Source organism: Acidovorax sp. SUPP3434 (assembly GCF_030159015.1).
GTDB lineage: Bacteria > Pseudomonadota > Gammaproteobacteria > Burkholderiales > Burkholderiaceae_C > Paracidovorax.
This window is the reverse complement of the sequence record NZ_BQXL01000004.1, coordinates 197,071-213,310: the sequence shown is the minus strand read 5'-3', so window position 1 is coordinate 213,310 and position 16,240 is coordinate 197,071. Positions and strand designations below refer to the sequence as shown.

At 65.6% G+C, this 16,240-nt stretch carries 12 protein-coding genes; 7 read left to right on the top strand and 5 right to left on the bottom strand.

All coding sequences use genetic code 11. The features are described from left to right. Nucleotides 1-93: 93 nt before the first annotated feature. Nucleotides 94-1,218 carry a hypothetical protein gene (locus AVKW3434_RS09925; RefSeq protein ID WP_284405708.1) on the bottom strand — a complete coding sequence of 375 codons (1,125 nt, stop codon included), beginning with the start codon at nt 1,216-1,218 and terminating at the stop codon, nt 94-96. Between the two features lie 219 nt (nt 1,219-1,437). Between AVKW3434_RS09925 and AVKW3434_RS09920 the strand changes: the two genes are divergently transcribed. Further along, nucleotides 1,438-1,968, top strand: a complete 531-nt coding sequence (locus AVKW3434_RS09920; RefSeq protein WP_284405707.1) for a GNAT family N-acetyltransferase — start codon at nt 1,438-1,440, stop codon at nt 1,966-1,968. A gap of 75 nt (nt 1,969-2,043) precedes the next feature. Here AVKW3434_RS09920 and AVKW3434_RS09915 read toward each other — a convergent pair whose 3' ends face one another. Then, the gene (locus tag AVKW3434_RS09915) at nt 2,044-3,054 is read right to left on the bottom strand and encodes a LysR family transcriptional regulator (protein ID WP_284405706.1); all 1,011 of its coding nucleotides are present in this window, start codon (nt 3,052-3,054) and stop codon (nt 2,044-2,046) included. A 169-nt stretch (nt 3,055-3,223) separates the two neighbouring features. Between AVKW3434_RS09915 and AVKW3434_RS09910 the strand changes: the two genes are divergently transcribed. The 4 genes from AVKW3434_RS09910 (at nt 3,224) to AVKW3434_RS09895 (ending at nt 8,589) form a co-directional block, all read left to right on the top strand. Beyond that, nucleotides 3,224-4,126, top strand: coding sequence for an oxidoreductase (locus AVKW3434_RS09910; protein ID WP_284405705.1), 903 nt, complete (start codon nt 3,224-3,226; stop codon nt 4,124-4,126). A gap of 583 nt (nt 4,127-4,709) precedes the next feature. Next, nucleotides 4,710-5,768 (top strand): SagB/ThcOx family dehydrogenase, encoded by a 1,059-nt coding sequence (locus tag AVKW3434_RS09905; protein ID WP_284394702.1) that lies wholly within the window; start codon nt 4,710-4,712, stop codon nt 5,766-5,768. After that, on the top strand, nt 5,769-7,364 hold the full coding sequence (locus AVKW3434_RS09900; protein ID WP_284405704.1) for a carbamoyltransferase C-terminal domain-containing protein: 1,596 nt from the start codon (nt 5,769-5,771) through the stop codon (nt 7,362-7,364). It abuts the gene before it with no gap. 1 nt (nt 7,365) lies between these two features. Then, nucleotides 7,366-8,589, top strand: coding sequence for an MFS transporter (locus tag AVKW3434_RS09895; RefSeq protein WP_272566060.1), 1,224 nt, complete (start codon nt 7,366-7,368; stop codon nt 8,587-8,589). 51 nt (nt 8,590-8,640) lie between these two features. On the opposite strand, the gene AVKW3434_RS09890 is transcribed toward AVKW3434_RS09895, so the two are convergent. Next, nucleotides 8,641-11,010, bottom strand: a complete 2,370-nt coding sequence (locus AVKW3434_RS09890; RefSeq protein ID WP_284405703.1) for an ATP-dependent DNA helicase — start codon at nt 11,008-11,010, stop codon at nt 8,641-8,643. Next, nucleotides 11,010-11,915 carry a hypothetical protein gene (locus AVKW3434_RS09885; protein ID WP_284405702.1) on the bottom strand — a complete coding sequence of 302 codons (906 nt, stop codon included), beginning with the start codon at nt 11,913-11,915 and terminating at the stop codon, nt 11,010-11,012. The genes AVKW3434_RS09890 and AVKW3434_RS09885 overlap by 1 nt, the downstream gene beginning before the upstream one ends. 271 nt (nt 11,916-12,186) lie before the next feature. On the opposite strand from AVKW3434_RS09885, the gene AVKW3434_RS09880 reads away from it, so the two are divergent. After that, entirely contained in the window at nt 12,187-13,353 is a 1,167-nt protein-coding gene (locus AVKW3434_RS09880) for a serine hydrolase (protein ID WP_284405701.1), read from the top strand. Then, complete coding sequence (locus AVKW3434_RS09875; RefSeq protein WP_284405700.1) at nt 13,235-14,407, top strand: serine hydrolase; 1,173 nt, start codon at nt 13,235-13,237, stop codon at nt 14,405-14,407. Before AVKW3434_RS09880 ends, AVKW3434_RS09875 begins: the two co-directional genes overlap by 119 nt. Here the strand turns inward: AVKW3434_RS09875 and AVKW3434_RS09870 are convergent. Further along, on the bottom strand, nt 14,404-16,119 hold the full coding sequence (locus AVKW3434_RS09870) for an SAM-dependent methyltransferase (protein ID WP_284405699.1): 1,716 nt from the start codon (nt 16,117-16,119) through the stop codon (nt 14,404-14,406). The genes AVKW3434_RS09875 and AVKW3434_RS09870 overlap by 4 nt on opposite strands. Nucleotides 16,120-16,240 lie beyond the last annotated feature (121 nt).

The following is a 16,240-nucleotide window of genomic DNA, read 5'->3' as shown; positions in this document are numbered from 1 at the left end:
GGGTCCGCCCGGCCTACCCGGCCGGCGCCCTTCCCTGGAATGGACCGCCAGCGCCCCACCGGGCCTGGCGGTTTTTTCATGCCCGTACGCCGGTCAGGGCGGCGGACCGGAGCCCTGCGGCGCATCGCCCGCCGGCCGCGCCGCGCCGGCCTCGAACACCCGCAGCGCCACGCAAAAGGGCTGCACGCAGGGCGCCCGGCCCGCGTAGGGGCAGCCCGCCGTGTCGCACGCCTCGCCCTGCCCGCTGCGCCCGGCCTCGTCGTCCTCGGGGCGCCAGCCGCTGGCCTGCAGCGCGGCCATCTGCAGCCAGGGATCGGAGCGCTGCAGGGCCAGCATGTCCCGCCCGTACACCACGGCCGCCGCCTGGGCGTGCGGCGCCAGGTCCAGGGCCAGCAGGGCGCTGGTGCGGCTGGCCGCCGCGCCCTCGCCCGACTGCAGCACCAGCGCGAACAGCCCCGACTGCAGCGCCTGCGGGCGGCCCGCGAACACGAGCGGCGGCGAGGCTTCGCCGGGCACCGCCGGGCCGGCCCCTGCCGACGCTGGCGACCCGCCTGCCGCCGCCGACGGCTGTTGCTGCTGCAGCCACGCCGCCGGCACCCGCAGCGTGAGGGCGTAGCCGCGCGGGCCATCGGCCGTTTCCACCACGCCCTGGCGCGCCAGCCAGGTCTGCAGGGGCGGCAGCTCGTCCGCCGCGCCCTGCGCCAGGGCCGCGGGCCACGGCTGCGCCACGGCGACCTGCTGCGGCCGCCCCGTGGGCGCCGTGAGTTGCTGCAGCAGCGCGCCGAGCATCTGGCGCAACGGGGCGCCGACGCCACTGGTGGGCCAGGGCAGGCCCTGCACGGCGGCCGCGCCCGGTGCGGGTGCGGCACCGGAAAGCCCAGCGGCGGGCGCTGCCGTGGCGGGAGCGCCCGGCCCCGGGACGGCCACACGGGCGGCGGATGCCGCGCCCGCCGGCCCGGTCGCCGCGCCCTCCAGGCTCTGGCGGGCCTGCGGAGAAATGCTGACGCGGTCGGCCGGCGCGGGCAGGGGCGGGCGCTGCGCCGTGGGGGGCAGGGGCAACGCGCCGGGCACCGGGGTGCCGCCATCGGCACCGCTCGCCGCGGGCACCCCCGAGGCATCGACGCCGAGCAGGGTGTTCTGCCGCTGCAGCGCCGCTTCGGCCAGCACGCGCGCCACCGGGGCGAGCGGCGCGCGGGGCGGATCGATGGAGGCGGACATGGCGTGGAGCGGGGTCAGGGGTGGCGGGCTCGGTCGGCGGTGGGGCGGTGCGTTCGCGGAACTGTGCACCGATTCTGGCGGTTCGCCAACCCGCCGCCACCGCGCAGGTTGGTATAACGGAACGCATCCCCGCGCCGGATCGTGCGCCCGCCCCCGGAGGCCGCCGCGACGGCCCGGCCCCCGGCCCTTCTCGGCCGCCCCGCTTGACCCATGCCCTCCATGCCCCCCGACCTCGACGCCCTGCAGTTGCGCCCCCTCACCCCCGGCGACGCCGCGCCGTTCGCCGCCCTGCGGCTGCGCGGGCTGCGCGAATACCCGCAGGCGTTCTCGTCCAGCTACGAGGAAGAGGCCGCCACGCCCCTGGCCGACTTCGAACGCCGCCTGCAGCCCCAGCCCGGCCGGGCTGTGCTGGGCGCCTTCGACGGCGGCACGCTCGTCGCCACCGTGGGCATCAAGCGCGAAGACATGCGCCAGCTCTCGCACAAGGCGTTCCTCTGGGGCATGTACGTGGCGCCCGAAGCGCGGCGCCGGTCCGTGGGGCGTCGCCTGCTGCGCCATGCCCTGGAATACGCCGTCGAGCCGCTGGGCGTGCGCCAGGTCAACCTGGGGGTGACCGCGTCGAACACGGCGGCGGTGGCGCTGTACCGGGCGCTGGGTTTCGTGGCGTACGGCGTCGAGCGGGAGTACCTCTGCGTCGACGGCCAATACCACGACGAAATCCTGATGGCGTGCCGGCTGCGCCGCGGCTGACACGGGCGATGCGCGGGCACGCCACGGTGATGCGCCCGGCACCCGGCACCTTGGATTCGGGGCCCGCCTGGCGCGTCACCCCGAGCGGGTCGGCGCCTGGGCGGCAGCGGCTTTGTGGCTTTTCTTCAGCGCCTTCGCGTGCGCCGCGCTGGCCCCCGCCAACTCCTGTGGGCTCAGGCCGAACGCCGGGTTGTCCGCCAGCATGTCCACCGCCAGGTCGATGAAGGCGCGCACCCGCGCCGGCTGGGCCGCACGGCTGCCGTAATAGACATACAGGCCCAGGTGGTGCGCGACCACATCGGTCAGCACCGGCACCAGCCGACCGCTGCGCACCAGCGGCGCGGCGGTGGTGCCCACCAGCTGGCCGATCGCGTGGCCGCCCAGCACGGCGCGCGCCTCCAGCTCGATGTCGTTGACGCAGAACGCCGGCGCGACGGCATGGGCCACGATCTCTTCGCCCACGCGGAACTCCCACGGCATGGGCTTGCCCGTGGCGGGGTGGCAAAAACCGCTGCAGCGGTGCCCAGCCAGGTCTTCGATGCGCAACGGCACGCCATGGCGCGCCAGGTACTCCGGCGTGGCGCACACCACCAGCTGCAGCGCCATCAGGCGCCGCGCGACCACCCCGCCCTCGGGCGGGTAGCCGGAGCGAAAGCCCACGTCCACCCGGTCCTCCACCCAGTTGCCGATGCGGTCGTCCAGCTGCACATCGGGCTCCACCTGCGGATAGCGGCGGCAGAACGCGTCCACCACGGGCCAGATGACCTCCAGCATCATCGACCGCGGCGCGGTGATGCGCAGCGGCCCGGCAATCTCCTCACGCCCGCGCCGCGCGCCGTGCACCGCCCGCTGCAGGGTGGCCAGCCCGGGCTGCGCGGCATCGAGAAACCGGCGGCCCTCCTCCGTCAGGCTGAGGCTGCGCGTGGTGCGGTGGAACAGCCGCACGCCCAGGTGCGCCTCCAGCTGTGCCAGCGCCAGGCTGGCCGCCTGCGGCGTGACGCCCTGTGCCGAGGCCGCCTGGCGCAGGCTGCCGAGTTCGGCGGCTTTCGCGAAGGTGGCGATGGCCCGCAGTTCGTTGATGGCCATGGCATTCCCCCTTGATTGACCGTCGATTGACAAGTATTGCTTGCGTATGAATCGAGGGATTATGGGCTAGTGCAATGGCAATGGTGTGCCTAAAGTCCCACCCACGGCAGCCGGATCGACCGGCCTGCCAGACCGAGCAGACCGCCAATAGAAACCCGAGGACCTTTCCATGACCGCCACCGCTTCCATTGCCACTTCCGCTTCCACCTCCGCTTCGTCGTCTGCCTATCCCCGCGTCTGGCTGATCACCGGCGCCTCGCGCGGCATCGGTGCCCGCATCGCAGAGGCCGCGCTGGCCCGGGGCGATGCCGTGGTGGCCACCTCGCGCAGCGCGCAGTCCGTCACCCAGCGGCTGGGCACCCATGACGCACTGCTGGCCGTGTCCCTGGACGTGACCGACGAGGCACAGGCCCGCCAGGCGGTGGGCGCCGCGCTGGAACGCTTCGGCCGGATCGACGTGCTGGTCAACAACGCGGGCTACGGCCTGCTGGGCGCGGTGGAAGAGGCCACCGCCGACGAGGTGCGCAGCCTCTACGACACCAACGTGTTCGGCCTGCTGAACGTGACCCGTGCCGTGCTGCCCACCCTGCGCGCGCAACGCGCCGGCCACGTGATCAACATCTCGTCGCTGGGCGGGGTGCAATCGAGTGCGGGTTTCGGCGTGTATTGCTCGACCAAGTTCGCGGTCGAGGGCCTGACCGAAGCCCTGCACGCCGAGCTGGCACCGCTGGGCATCCACGCCACGGTGGTGGAGCCGGGCTACTTTCGCACCGAATTCCTCGACACGGCGTCGCTGGCGATCTCGCCCCGGGTCGTGCAGGACTACGCCGCCAGCGCCGGCGCCGTGCGCGAGGCGGCCCGCCGCATCCACCTGAACCAGCCCGGCGACCCCGTGCGCCTGGCCCAGGCCATCCTGCAACTGGTGGACAGCCCCTCGCCGCCCCTGCGCCTGCCGCTGGGCACCGACACGCTGCAGGCCATTGCCGACAAGCACGCGTTCGTGCAGGCGGAAACCGCCCAGTGGCGCGCGCTGGCCGCGTCCACGGACTTCCCGGCGAACGCAGCCGCATGACCCCGGCGGCGCGGCACCCCTCGCGGAAGCCGCGCCACCGTCGCGCCGCGCTCTGTTTCGATGCGCAGGCATGCAAGATCGATTCAGTCGAATGCTACAAATTAAATAGCAACATACCCTAGTGGAATATGCGCTAGAGGCCGATTGGAGACCAAACTCTCTGCCACTCACCGTCCGGCTACAGGTGCGGCACCACGGCTTCCGCCATCGTAGGCCCTGTTTATCGACGCACTATCATTTTTTATTAGCCCACTGGATTGGGGGAAGCAATTCATAAAAAATTCAAATAATTATATTAAATAAAATTTATATAGAAAATTATTTCTTCGCAGATAAGTTATTTTTATTTTGTTGATGTTTCTCATATTACCTTTCCAGACACCTATTTGGTGGCAATATTGTTCTGTCGCAATTTCGCGGCGTTTTAAATCTTAAGGATCATCATATGAAGAAAATTCAAATTGAATCGCCATTGAAATGCCAATCCAATGACGCATATCGAGACCACGCGATCAGAAAATAATTAACTCAGCAATGGGTGAACTTGTGTTCACCCATTTCAATAAATTCTCCAATTACAGTTATGAAGTGGCTGCAGCCTTCTCACTTTCTAAAAATAGATGCGGGAAAATTGATTTTTTGGGACTATGAAAAACATCAACAATTCGAAATAACACCCAAGCATCTTAATCGCCTGCTTGAATTTTCAACGGGGGCCTTTGTCAAAAAAACGCAGGTTGACGAAGATATTTCCAATGCAGAGGTATTAGTTGATGCCTTTCGGGAGCAAAAATGGTCTTGGGATTGGCTGTCTCATATTTTTCATTATGGCACCCAGCACCCCCTAGCGCCAGAATCAATGCAGTCGCCCACAAGCTCACACGAATATGCAGCTTCATACTTGGATTTCTGCGCCTCTATTCGTGATGCCATGCCGCCGGTCGAAATCATCAAAGGAGGCACCCGATTTGCCCTACCGGATTTCGAATTAAAAGAACTGAATAGTGCAAATCTGTGGGAATCTTTGCTCAGCAGGCGGACCTGCAGGGATTTCGATAGCAAGCCCGTGTCTCTCAGAAAGATTTCAACGTTACTCTACTGCGCCTTTGGTGATATCAAGGCAGACGAAAATATGGAAAATCTATCTGTCTATGGATACAAGCGGACTTCGCCAGCTGCTGGGGGATTGCAATGCACCGAACCCTATCTATGGGCAATCAATATCGAAGGCTTGCCTAGTGGCATATACCACTACCTGTCGAAAAGACACGAATTAGAGTTCATCAAGGCACTTCCAGAGGAACCGATAGGCACTTACTTATGCCATCAAGATTGGGCTAACGACATGGCTTTCGCCATTGTGATGACCTCACGATTCGACAAGATGTGGTGGAAATATCCGCACTCCCGAGCCTACCGCCCGATGTTGATGGAAGTGGGCCACCTCTCCCAAACCCTGAATCTATTGATCACAGCCATGGAATTGAAGCCTTGGCTTACCGGTTATTTTCACGACCGGGAGCTTGCGGAAATTCTGGAGTGTTCTGCGGATATCGAACATCCAATTTTGGTCGTGGGCGGAGGCACAGGCAGTGGAAACAGTGTGGATAGAATAACCCGCAAGATAACAGGGGGAGTTTAGTTGATAACATCCATTAAGGATTTATGTATATTAGTCATAAAACCCGGTCATGACGGCACAGCCGCTCTGATTGAAAATGGCGAGCTAATCTATTCCCTAGAATCGGAAAAAGACAATGGCCGCCGATACAGCGATTTTTCCGGAGACACGCTGTTGAAATTGATGCTCACTGGAGAAAAACAGCCCAATGTGCTGGCTTATGGCGGTTGGAGCAAAGGCTCAGACCCTGAAGGTTTTTCGATTGAAGCTGGGTATTCGAACACCGATGGTGTCATATCAAAAGCGGTAACGATCTGGGGCCAACCCGCGACTTATTTCAGCTCTAGTCACGCCCGCTCCCATTTGATGTGCGGCTATGGGCTTTCGCCATGGGAACAGGGGCGGGCATGTTATGTTCTTCTTTGGGAAGGTTATCTCGGCGCGTGGTACTTCATCGACGAGAACGTGCAAATCAAGAAAATCGGCGATGTCATGACTTATCCGGGGGTACGTTACGCGTTCCTTTTCGGGCTCGCAGACGCTGAATTCAAATTGAAGCCTGGACTCGTCAGACTCAGCGATGCGGGCAAGCTGATGGCCATCGCAGCTTATGCCCAGCCCAGCGGGGTAGACCTTGAGGTTCAGGAACTCATCAGTCGAATTCTTTCCACTGGCGATATTAGAAACACGCTAGATAAAGAAAAACTCAAAAATAGCAAATATTATAATTGCGGCGTTACGAGTCAAAAATTTTCCAATGTGGCCCGATTATTATCCGATACCATCTATTCGAAGTTTGAAGAGGCGGCGCGATCTGCAATAAAACTGTATGGAAAACATCCACTCATCATTTCAGGAGGATGCGGCCTCAACTGTGAATGGAATTCAAAATGGGTAGACAGCCAGTTATTCGAGGATTTTTTCATTCCGCCGTGCGTGAATGACAGTGGCTCGGCCATCGGAACGGCGATCGATGCGCAACATTTCCTCAGTGGCCATGCAAAAGTCAAGTGGAACGTTTACGCCGGAGAATCTCCCTACGATGACAATCCCGATCTCAGCGGTTGGGACATCTTCGATTACGCTGCGCCTGCATTTGCCAAGTTGCTCGCAAATGGGGCTGTTCTAGGATGGATGCGCGGTCGCTATGAAATGGGACCTCGCGCACTGGGGGCGCGATCCATACTGGCATCCCCTTCAACCAAAAACATGCTGGCAAAGCTCAACAAAATCAAAAAGCGGGAAGCCTACCGTCCAATTGCACCAATATGCCTAGCCAACGACATGCAGGAGTATTTCGGCTCCTCCGTCCCCAGCCCGTACATGCTGCATTTCAGGAATGTCAATTCCGACAAAATTCCAGCCGTCACCCATGTAGACAATTCGGCCAGACCTCAGTCGATCACGCCAGAAAATAATGCCGATATATTTGAATTATTAGTGGAATTCAAAAAATACACTGGCCTGGGAGTGCTATGCAACACCTCACTGAATTTTAACGGAGGAGGTTTTTTAAACCGACTTAGTGATCTGATTCATTTCGCAAAAGAACATGGCCTAGACGGCTTTGTTTTTGAGAACAGAATTTTTACTCCAAAACCCAAAAATATTCCCTAACATGCAAAAAAATCACCAATCCAAGTATTGGTTTTTGCTGTGCATTCAGACATTGGCAGGCTTTGCTTCCTGGATAGATATTTTTTTAATCTTTTCAGTGGCCTCTTTTATTTGGAAGTCGTCCCCTTCTGAAGTTGCATTGGTCGCGGCCCTCTATGGCTTACCTAGTTTAATCATTGGCCCTATCTTTGGCGCATTTCTTGACCGAAGCGACCCCCGAAAGTTGATGCTCTTGGGCACGATTTTCCGCACCTTTTTCACTGTTCTCATTGCCGTTGCCCCGTCATTTTGGATCTTTGCTATTTTGGTGCTGGCAAAAGGTTTGGCCAATCTGGCTTATTGGCCATCTAGCGCCGTTATCACGAACCAAGTTATCCACCAAAATGTTCGCACCCGCTATTTTTCAAGCTTGAGCGCCTTGGATCAATTGGCCAAAATCGCCACCCCGGCATTGGCAGGTTTGCTCATTCTGGCAGTGCCAGCCCAACGGGTCTTTTTCGTATCTGCAGCTTCGACTGGTATCTGCGTGTTGGTACTACCGCGCTTGTTCAAGGGCATCGACTTTCCAATCAAGGAAAATATCCGTGGCGTCAGAAATCTCGCGATGAATCTCATCGACGGCTTCAAATCATTCAGCAGCCTCCCTCCCGCTTTATTGATTAGTATGTGCTTGACAATCGGGGCTTCACTGGCCTTGGCAATCTACGACCCCCATTTGGCTTCTTTTGTCAGATCAAAGGGATTCGACACCACCGTTTTTTCCCTCATCGTTTCGAGCACTGCGGCAGGGGCAATCACTGCGGCATTCTTGGTACGGTTTCTTTTGAAGAACAAGGAGGCAGGATTTCTTATCCGCCATGGCATTGTTATTTTTTCGCTCGCCATCGTTTCTTCGGCAGTTATTATTAAAGTGGCGCCACACCATTTGAATAATCTGTCCTTCGCGGCGCTTTGGTTTACCAACGGTTTCGGTTATGAATTATTCACCATCGGCGCGAGTGTCAATATTCAGAACCTGTGCCCCCAGCATTTGCTGGGGCGGGTAAGCACCTCCTTGAGGAGTGTGTCTACCTTCGCGATCGTGTCGGCCCCGTCTCTTGGTGCTTTGCTTATTGCACATGGAGGCACTGAAATACCGTTCATCGCAGCCGCTGCCATCTCGGTGATGCTGTTGGCACTGGTGTTCATGTCAAACCGCTGGAATCGCCCTTTTTTTCGCTACTAATTTAATAGCAACATGCCCTAGTGGAATAGGTGCTGAAGGCCGATTGGAGACCTAACCCTCCACAGCCCACCAAGCCGGCAGCAGCCGCTGCACCTCGGCCCGAGCGAAGCGGTCGTCGATGAGGTGCACCACGCCCTCGTCGCTGGGCGAGCGGATCACACGGCCGGCCGCCTGCACCACCTTCTGCAGGCCCGGGTAGAGGTAGGTGTAGTCGTAGCCCGCGCCGAAGAGGGCGTGCATGCGCTGGCGGATCTGCTCGTTCACCGGGTTCATCTGCGGCAGCCCGAGCGTGGACAGGAACGCGCCGATCAGGCGCCGGCCCGGCAGGTCGATGCCCTCGGAGAACGCGCCGCCCAGCACGGCGAAGCCGATGCCCTCGCCGCCCTCGGTGAAGCGCGCCAGGAACTCGCGCTGCCCGGCTTCCTGCATGCGGCGCGACTGCAGCCAGTGCGGCACCTGCGGGTGGCGCCGCGCGAACGCCTCGGCCACCTGCTGCAGGTATTCGTAGCTGCTGAAGAACGCCAGATAGTTGCCCGGCCGGTCAGCGAACTGCCGGGCCATCAGGTCCGCGATCGGCACGAGTGAGGCGGACCGGTCCGGGTAGCGCGTGGAGATGTGGCGGGCCACGGCCACGCGCAGCTGGGCGGCCTGGAACGGCGAGGCAACGTCCACGCCGGCATGGCCGGTCGGCAGGCCGAGCAGGTCGGCGTAGTAGCGCGCCGGCTGCAGCGTGGCGGAAAACAGCGTGCTGGTGTGCGCCGCCGCGAAGCGCGGCGCCAGGAACGGCGCCGGCACCACGTTGCGCAGGCAGACCACCGAGCTGCCGGGCGCGCCGCCGGGGGCGCGGGTTACGTCCACCATCGAATGCGTGTCCAGGCACTCGGCCAGCCGCTGGGTGTGCAGCAGCTCCAGGTAGAAGGCCTGCAGCGCCGGGTCCATCTGCTCGGGGTGCTCCGCGAAATGGTCGGCCAGGGCGCTGCCGCACTGCTGTAGCGCGACCAGCAGCGCGGCGGGGAAGGCCTCGTGCACGGCGTAGGCCCCCGGCTGCGCCTTGTCCAGCGCCACCCAGGCGCGGCGCACCTTGTCGAGCGCCTTCTTCACCGCCGGCACGCGGGCGGCGGTGTCCGAATGCCGCGCCTGGTAGAGCGAATCGGGCAGCAGCTCGGCCGTGTACATGCGGCGGCCGCGCTCCACGAGGTTGTGCGCCTCGTCCACCAGCACCGCCACGCGCCACTGGTTGGCCTGCGCCAGGCCGTGCAGCAGCGCGCCGGCATCGAAGTAGTAGTGGTAGTCGCCCACGACCACGTCGGCCCAGCGGGCGAGCTCCTGGCCCAGGTAGTAGGGGCACACGCCGTGGGCCAGGGCGGCGTCGCGCACGTGGGCCTGGTCTAGGAGAGGCCGGTCGCCGCCGCCCGTCGTGGGCGAAAGCGCCGCCGCGCGCGCGGCCGGCAGGCGGTCGTAGAAGCCCCGGGCCAGCGGGCACGACTCGCCGTGGCAGGCCTGCCCGGGGTGCTCGCAGGCCTTGTCGCGCGCGATCAGCTCCAGCACGCGCAGCGGCAGGCGGCCGGCAGGCGCCGGGGCCTGTGCGCCATCGCCCCCCGGCGCAGCGGCCGGGTCCGCCACCGGCTGCGCCGCGGCGATGCGGGCCAGCGCATCCAGCGCCACCTGCCGGCCCGAGGTCTTGGCGGTGAGGAAGAACACCTTGTCCAGCCGCTCGCCCGGCGCCGCCTTGAGCAGCGGGAACAGCGTGCCCACCGTCTTGCCGATGCCGGTGGGCGCCTGCGCGAGCAGGCACCGGCCCGCTGTGGCGCTGCGGTACACGGCCTCGGCCAGGGGCCGCTGCCCGGTGCGAAAGCCTCCGAACGGAAACACCGCCGCGCGCAGCGCTGCATCGCGCGTGGCGCGGTGGGCCGCCTCCTGCTCGGCCCAGCCGAGAAAGCGCTCGCACTGCGCCTCGAAGTGGGCGCGCAGGGCGTCGGCCGTGCAGGGCTCGACCAGCACCGTCTCCTGCTGGCTGCCGATGTCGAAGTACACCAGCGCCACGTCGATCCGCGCGAGCTGCCGCGCCTGGCACAGCAGCCACCCATAGACCCTGGCCTGCGCCCAATGCAGCGCGCGGTGCGAGTCGGGCTGCCGGTCCAGCCGGCCCTTGAAGGTCTTGACCTCGTCCAGCCGGCCCGCGGCGGCATCGAACCCGTCGGCCCGGCCCCGCACATGCAGGTGGCGGTAGTGGCCCTCCAGCGCCACCTCGCTCTCGTAGCCCGGCCCGGCGCCCGTGCCCCGGCCCGCCATGCGCCGCTGGGCCACGGTGGCATGGCCGGCGATGCCTTCGAGCGCGGTGGGCGCGGGGGTGAAGCGCAGGTCCAGATCGCCCTGCTTGGCCGTGAATTCGCACAGCTCGCGCACGGCCACGGTGTACATCAGGCGGCGCCCTCGCAAGGGTCCGGCGCCGGCCCCCGGGCCGCCTCCCGCGAAAGGTCGGCATCCTCCAGGCCGGCCAGCCCCTCACCCAGCAGCCCCTGCGCCGGCTCGCCCTCGCTGCGCAGCGGCGTGGCCTTGCACAGCGCCATCCAGACGGCGAACGGCAGGCTGCAGCCCGCGTGGCGGGCGGGGCGCAGCAGCTCGAACCGGCCGTGGTCGATCTCGCCGTGCAGCACCCACACGCCGAACTGCTCGGGAATCTCCTCGGGCGCGGCCACGCCGGCCGGGAACACGTAGTAGCACTCCTCGCACAGCCACTGGTAGGCCTGGCGCTTGGCGCCGTGCCGCAGGTCGGACAGCAGGTCGGCGCGGCTGGCCTTCACCTCGTGCACCATGGGCTGCAGGTAGGCGGGCACGGTGGTGTTGCGCACCGAGAACAGATCGGGCCGCGCCATGCGCCAGACCTGGGCGGCGGCGCGGGCCGGGGGCGCATCGGCCTCATCGGCCCAGAGCCGGCCCGGTTCCGCGGCACGGCCCGCCACCGGCGCTGCGGCGGGCCCTTCGGCGGCCAGGGCCACCTCCGGGGGCGCCGGCTCGATGGCGGCGCGCAGCGACAGTTCGCGCCAGACGATGCGGCCGGCGCCCAGCAGGTGCTCGGCAAAGCGCTGGGCCAGCCGGTCGTGCGCGCTCAGGGCCCGCAGGCCGCGCTGGCGGGCCTCGGCCAGCCACTGGATGCCCGCGTCCGTCAGGCGCAGCACCGCGTGGCCCTCGGGCACGGTGTGCAGCGCGACCATGTGCGCCGCCAGCAGGTCGATCTCCAGCGCGTCCTGGCAGGGCCAGCCGGCCGAACGCCAGATCTGCATCAGGCGGGTGCGGTGGGAACGGGTGAGCGTGGGCTCGGGCATGGTGGGGAGGCGGTGGGGGGCCGGGTGCGTGAGTGCGTGTGAGGGTGGGGGGTGCGCGAAGGCACTGATTATAAAAACAGTGCCCGCAGCCGGCCATGCGCTCCTGTCCCACACCCACGCCGCACGGGGTGTTACGCCGCCGGACCGGGGGCCGGTGTACCTTGGCGGCTTCGCATCCCTTCCCGGTTGTCCTCACACGCCACGCATGCCCTCTATCGCCTTCGCACGCTTGCGCCCCATCGCCCTGGCCTGGACCACAGGGGCGGCACTGATGCTGCCGCCGCCCGCGCTCGCCACACCGCCCGACCCCTCGCCCCCGGCGACCACCCCTGCGCCGCCCTGGGCCAAGGCCCTGCAGCGCGAGCTGGACCGCGTCGCCGCGCACAGCAGCGCGGCCTTCGGCGTGCACGTGCGCGACCTGGACACGGGGCAGTCCTTCTCCTTTCACGGCGAGGAGCGCTGGTACCTGGCCTCGTCCATCAAGGTGCCGGTGGCCATCGCCGTGCTGCGCGGCGTGGAGCGCGGCGACTACACGCTGGACACGCCGCTCACCCTGCGCGCCACCGACTACGTGGACGGCGCCGGGCCCGCCAAGAACCAGCCGGTGGGCGCGGCGCTGAGCGTGCGCTGGCTGCTGGAGCAGATGATCGTGTACAGCGACAACACCGCCAGCGACATGCTGATCGACCTCGTCGGCCTGCGCGAGGTGAACGCGCTGGTGCAGTCGGTGGTGCCGGGCGGCTTCGAGCGCATCACGCACCTGGCGGACGTGCGGCGCCAAGCCTACGCCCAGCTCACGCCCGAAGCCGTGCACCTGTCGGGGCGCGACTTCATCGCGCTCCACCAGCAGCGCACCGATGCCGATGTGAAGGCCACCCTTGCACGCCTGCTGCGGGTGCCGGCCGATGGCCTTCGGCCCCTGTCGGTGGGCGAGGCCTACGAGGCCTACTACGCCAGTGGGCTCAACTCCGGGCGGCTCGATGCGTACGCCGAACTGCTCGCGCAGCTGGTGGAAGGCAAGCTCCTGGAGCCGCGCCACACGGCCTACCTGCTGGGCGTGATGGAGCGGGTGAAGACCGGCCCGAACCGCATCAAGGCCGGACTACCCACCCGTGCGCGCTTCGCCCACAAGACCGGCACGCAGCGCGCCCGAACATGCGACTCGGGCCTCGTGACGGTACCGCGCCTGCCGACAGACCGGCGCGTGATCGTGGTGGCCTGCACGCGCGGCGAACTGTCCACGGCCCGGTCCGACCGCACGCTTCGGCAGGTCGGCATCGCCCTCTGCCAGTCGGGCCTGTTGTCGGATGGAAAACCCCATGAAACTCCCTGCCAAACCGTGCCGAGCCGCGCCGCGGCCCCTTCCGGCACCGCGGGCCCGGGGGGCCACGCTGGCCCTGCTGGTCCTGGCGCTGGCGTGGACGACGACCCACCCTGAGCCCGCCCATGCCGCGCCCGCCTGGGCCGATGCGCTGCGCCAGCAGGTGGAACGCATCGAACAGGCCACGCCCGGCCAACTGGGCCTGTACGTCAAGCGGCTCGACAACGGCGAGACCTTCGCGCATGCGGCCGACCGGCCCTGGTACCTGGCCTCGTCGGTCAAGCTGCCCGTGGCGATCGCCGTGCTGCAGGAGGCAGAAGCCGGCCGCCTGCGCCTGGACCAGCAACTCGTGGTGCAGGCGCGCGACAAGGTCGACGGCTCGGGCGCCGTGGTCTGGCAGCCCGAAGGCACGCGCCACAGCGTGCAATCGCTGCTGCAGCGCATGCTGATGGAGAGCGACAACACGGCCGCCAACATGCTCATCCGCGCCGTGGGCGAAGACACGCTGAACCAGCGCGCGCAAGCCCTGCTGGGCGGCCGCGGCGTGGGCCGCATCACCAACTTCACCGAGGTGCGCTACCAGGTCTATGCCGAGGCCCACCCCGACGCGCGCCGGCTCTCCAACATGGACCTGGTGCGCATCGCAGGCGCCCCCGTGGGCCCCAAGCGCCTGCAGGCGCTCGCCCGCACGCTCGGCGTGACGCCCTCCGCGCTGCGCGTGCAGACCCTGGACGAGGCCTACGACCGCTACTACCGCACGAACCACAACACCGCCACGCTGGAGGGCTACGGCGCCATGCTGGAAAAGCTGGTGCGCGGCCAGCTCGTTTCGCCGGCGCACCAGCAGTTGCTCTACAAGGACCTGAAGTTCGACACCTACGACGCCTACCGCCTGGAGGCCGGCCTGCCGCGCACCGTGCGGTTCATCCACAAGACCGGCACGCAGCTGCACCGGGCCTGCCACATGGGCGTGATCGACCCGCAGGACAACGGCCGCAACGCCATCGTGGTGGCCGCCTGCGCCGAGGGGCTGGACGAGATGAAGGAGGCCGGCAAGGCCTTCGAACAGGTGGGCCGCGCGATCACGCAGACGATGCTGCAGGACCGGATACCGGCCAAGGGCCGCGGGGCGCCGGCCGGGCCCCAGGCGGGAAGCAGGCCGCCGCTCTAAGCCGCCTGCAGCCGTGCGGCGCGCTCTGCGGAGCGCTGCATTTCCGTGGCCCGCAGCGATGCCATCTGGGCCAGGATCTGTTGCTGCTTTTCCAGCAGGCGGGGGCCGTGGATGCCGTGCACGTCGCCCGCCAGGCCCCGCGCCACCGCACCGAGCGCCTTCTCGAAATCCGCGCGCTGCTGCCAGGCATAGGCCAGGTTGAGCTGGGTGCGCGCGTCCTTCGGATCGATGCGCTGCGCCTGGAAGTACGCCTCCTGGGCCTCGCCATGCCGCTCCAGGCAATAAAGGCAATCGCCCAGGACGTTCCACAGCCAGGCGCTCAGCCACGGGTTGATGTCCAGCGCGCTGCGCGCCAACTCGATGCCTGCGGCGAAGTCACGCAACTGGATGCCCACGAACTCCGCCACCTCGCCCAGCAGCCGCCAGTCCCGCGGATTGCGCGCAATGGCCAGGCGGTAGCTTTCGAGCGCAGCATCCTGCCGGCCGGCCTGCAGGTGCCCGCGCGCGTCCTGCGCCGGGCCATCGAAGAACTGCTGCGCATCGGCGCAAAAGCGGTTACTAAACGCCGCAATGGTGCGCTCCTGCTCCGCCTTGACCAACAGGCGGGCATGGATGGCGCGCGTGGCATCGCCCTCCGGCACCACCACGCGCCAGCCGTCGCGGTCGAACAGTTGCCCGAGCAGCGGGAAATTCAGCCCGATCGCGCTGGTCTTGCCGAAGCGCTGGGGCGCCGCCGACTCCGCAGCTGCCTGGGGCGTGCTGGCACCATAGTCGTTGATGAGGATGAATCCCCCGTCCACCAACTGCCCCTGCAGCGTGTGCAGTGCGCCGAATGCCCCGTGGTTGACCAGCAGCTTCGGCACCGGATCGGCCCGCTCCAGCGCCTGCTCGGCAAATGGCGGCAGTTCGCCCTCCAGCGGAAAGAAGTCCACCTCGTAATCGAACAGGCCTGCCAGCGGCAGCAGCAATGCGCGTTGGTCCGGATCGTGGGCATTCGCCAAGGCCCGAATCTCCTCCAGGCCCAAGGGGGTGTACTGGCGCACCAGGTCGGCGTTGTCGGTCAACCGGGTGCGCACGCGCAGTTCCTCGATGCGTTCCCCCTGGCGGCGCAGCACCGTGGCGGGCAGCACGTCGAGCACGTAGTTGCAGAACACGGCCTGCAGCGCTTGCAGCGACTGGACCCTTCCGTCAGCGAGGCGGATCTCGGTCGGCCGGGTGGCATCGCATCGCGCCATGACCACCTGTGCCCCGAATGCATCGAACATGCGGCGCTCGCGCCACTGCGCCAATGTGCGCTCGGACGCATCGGTGACGAAATACACCAGTTGCCTGTCGAAGGCACGGCCTTCCTGCTGGCACAGCTGGTTGAAGGCCTGCAGAAAATAGCGGGCGAACAAGCCGCAGCCCGCGCCCAGTTCAAGCACATGGATCGGGCCTGCCGGCTCGGTCGACACGCAGTGGTTGAACAGCAGCGCGGCCGCGTCTTCCGACAGCCGCCCACTGTTGTTCACCACGAACGGCACTTCGTTCTCGGCGAACGCCAGCAGCCCCGCCCGGGCCCAATGCAGATGGCCCAGGTCCCACTCGATGCTCTCGGCGATGGGCCGGAAACCCTGAAGCTCGTGCGAGGCGACCTTGACGCAAGACAGCACGTCCTGTGGAGAGCGCGGTCCCGAAGGCATCGCGCTGGTGGACTCAGGATTGAAGGGCAAGGGGATGCGCGCGGCACCCTCCAGGGAAAAATCATTTCTCAAGATAGGGCCCCTCGGGCATGGAATGTCGAACGGCAAAACTTCGCAGGGGCGAAGACGCCTGCAGGTACGGACCGTCCAA

Bases quoted from the DNA above. Each gene is read 5' to 3' on its own strand.
- AVKW3434_RS09925 (WP_284405708.1), bottom strand. From the start codon at position 1,218: ATGTCCGCCTCCATCGATCCGCCCCGCGCGCCGCTCGCCCCGGTGGCG.
- AVKW3434_RS09920 (WP_284405707.1), top strand. From the start codon at position 1,438: ATGCCCCCCGACCTCGACGCCCTGCAGTTGCGCCCCCTCACCCCCGGC.
- AVKW3434_RS09915 (WP_284405706.1), bottom strand. From the start codon at position 3,054: ATGGCCATCAACGAACTGCGGGCCATCGCCACCTTCGCGAAAGCCGCC.
- AVKW3434_RS09910 (WP_284405705.1), top strand. From the start codon at position 3,224: ATGACCGCCACCGCTTCCATTGCCACTTCCGCTTCCACCTCCGCTTCG.
- AVKW3434_RS09905 (WP_284394702.1), top strand. From the start codon at position 4,710: ATGAAGTGGCTGCAGCCTTCTCACTTTCTAAAAATAGATGCGGGAAAA.
- AVKW3434_RS09895 (WP_272566060.1), top strand. From the start codon at position 7,366: ATGCAAAAAAATCACCAATCCAAGTATTGGTTTTTGCTGTGCATTCAG.
- AVKW3434_RS09890 (WP_284405703.1), bottom strand. From the start codon at position 11,010: ATGTACACCGTGGCCGTGCGCGAGCTGTGCGAATTCACGGCCAAGCAG.
- AVKW3434_RS09885 (WP_284405702.1), bottom strand. From the start codon at position 11,915: ATGCCCGAGCCCACGCTCACCCGTTCCCACCGCACCCGCCTGATGCAG.
- AVKW3434_RS09880 (WP_284405701.1), top strand. From the start codon at position 12,187: ATGCTGCCGCCGCCCGCGCTCGCCACACCGCCCGACCCCTCGCCCCCG.
- AVKW3434_RS09875 (WP_284405700.1), top strand. From the start codon at position 13,235: ATGAAACTCCCTGCCAAACCGTGCCGAGCCGCGCCGCGGCCCCTTCCG.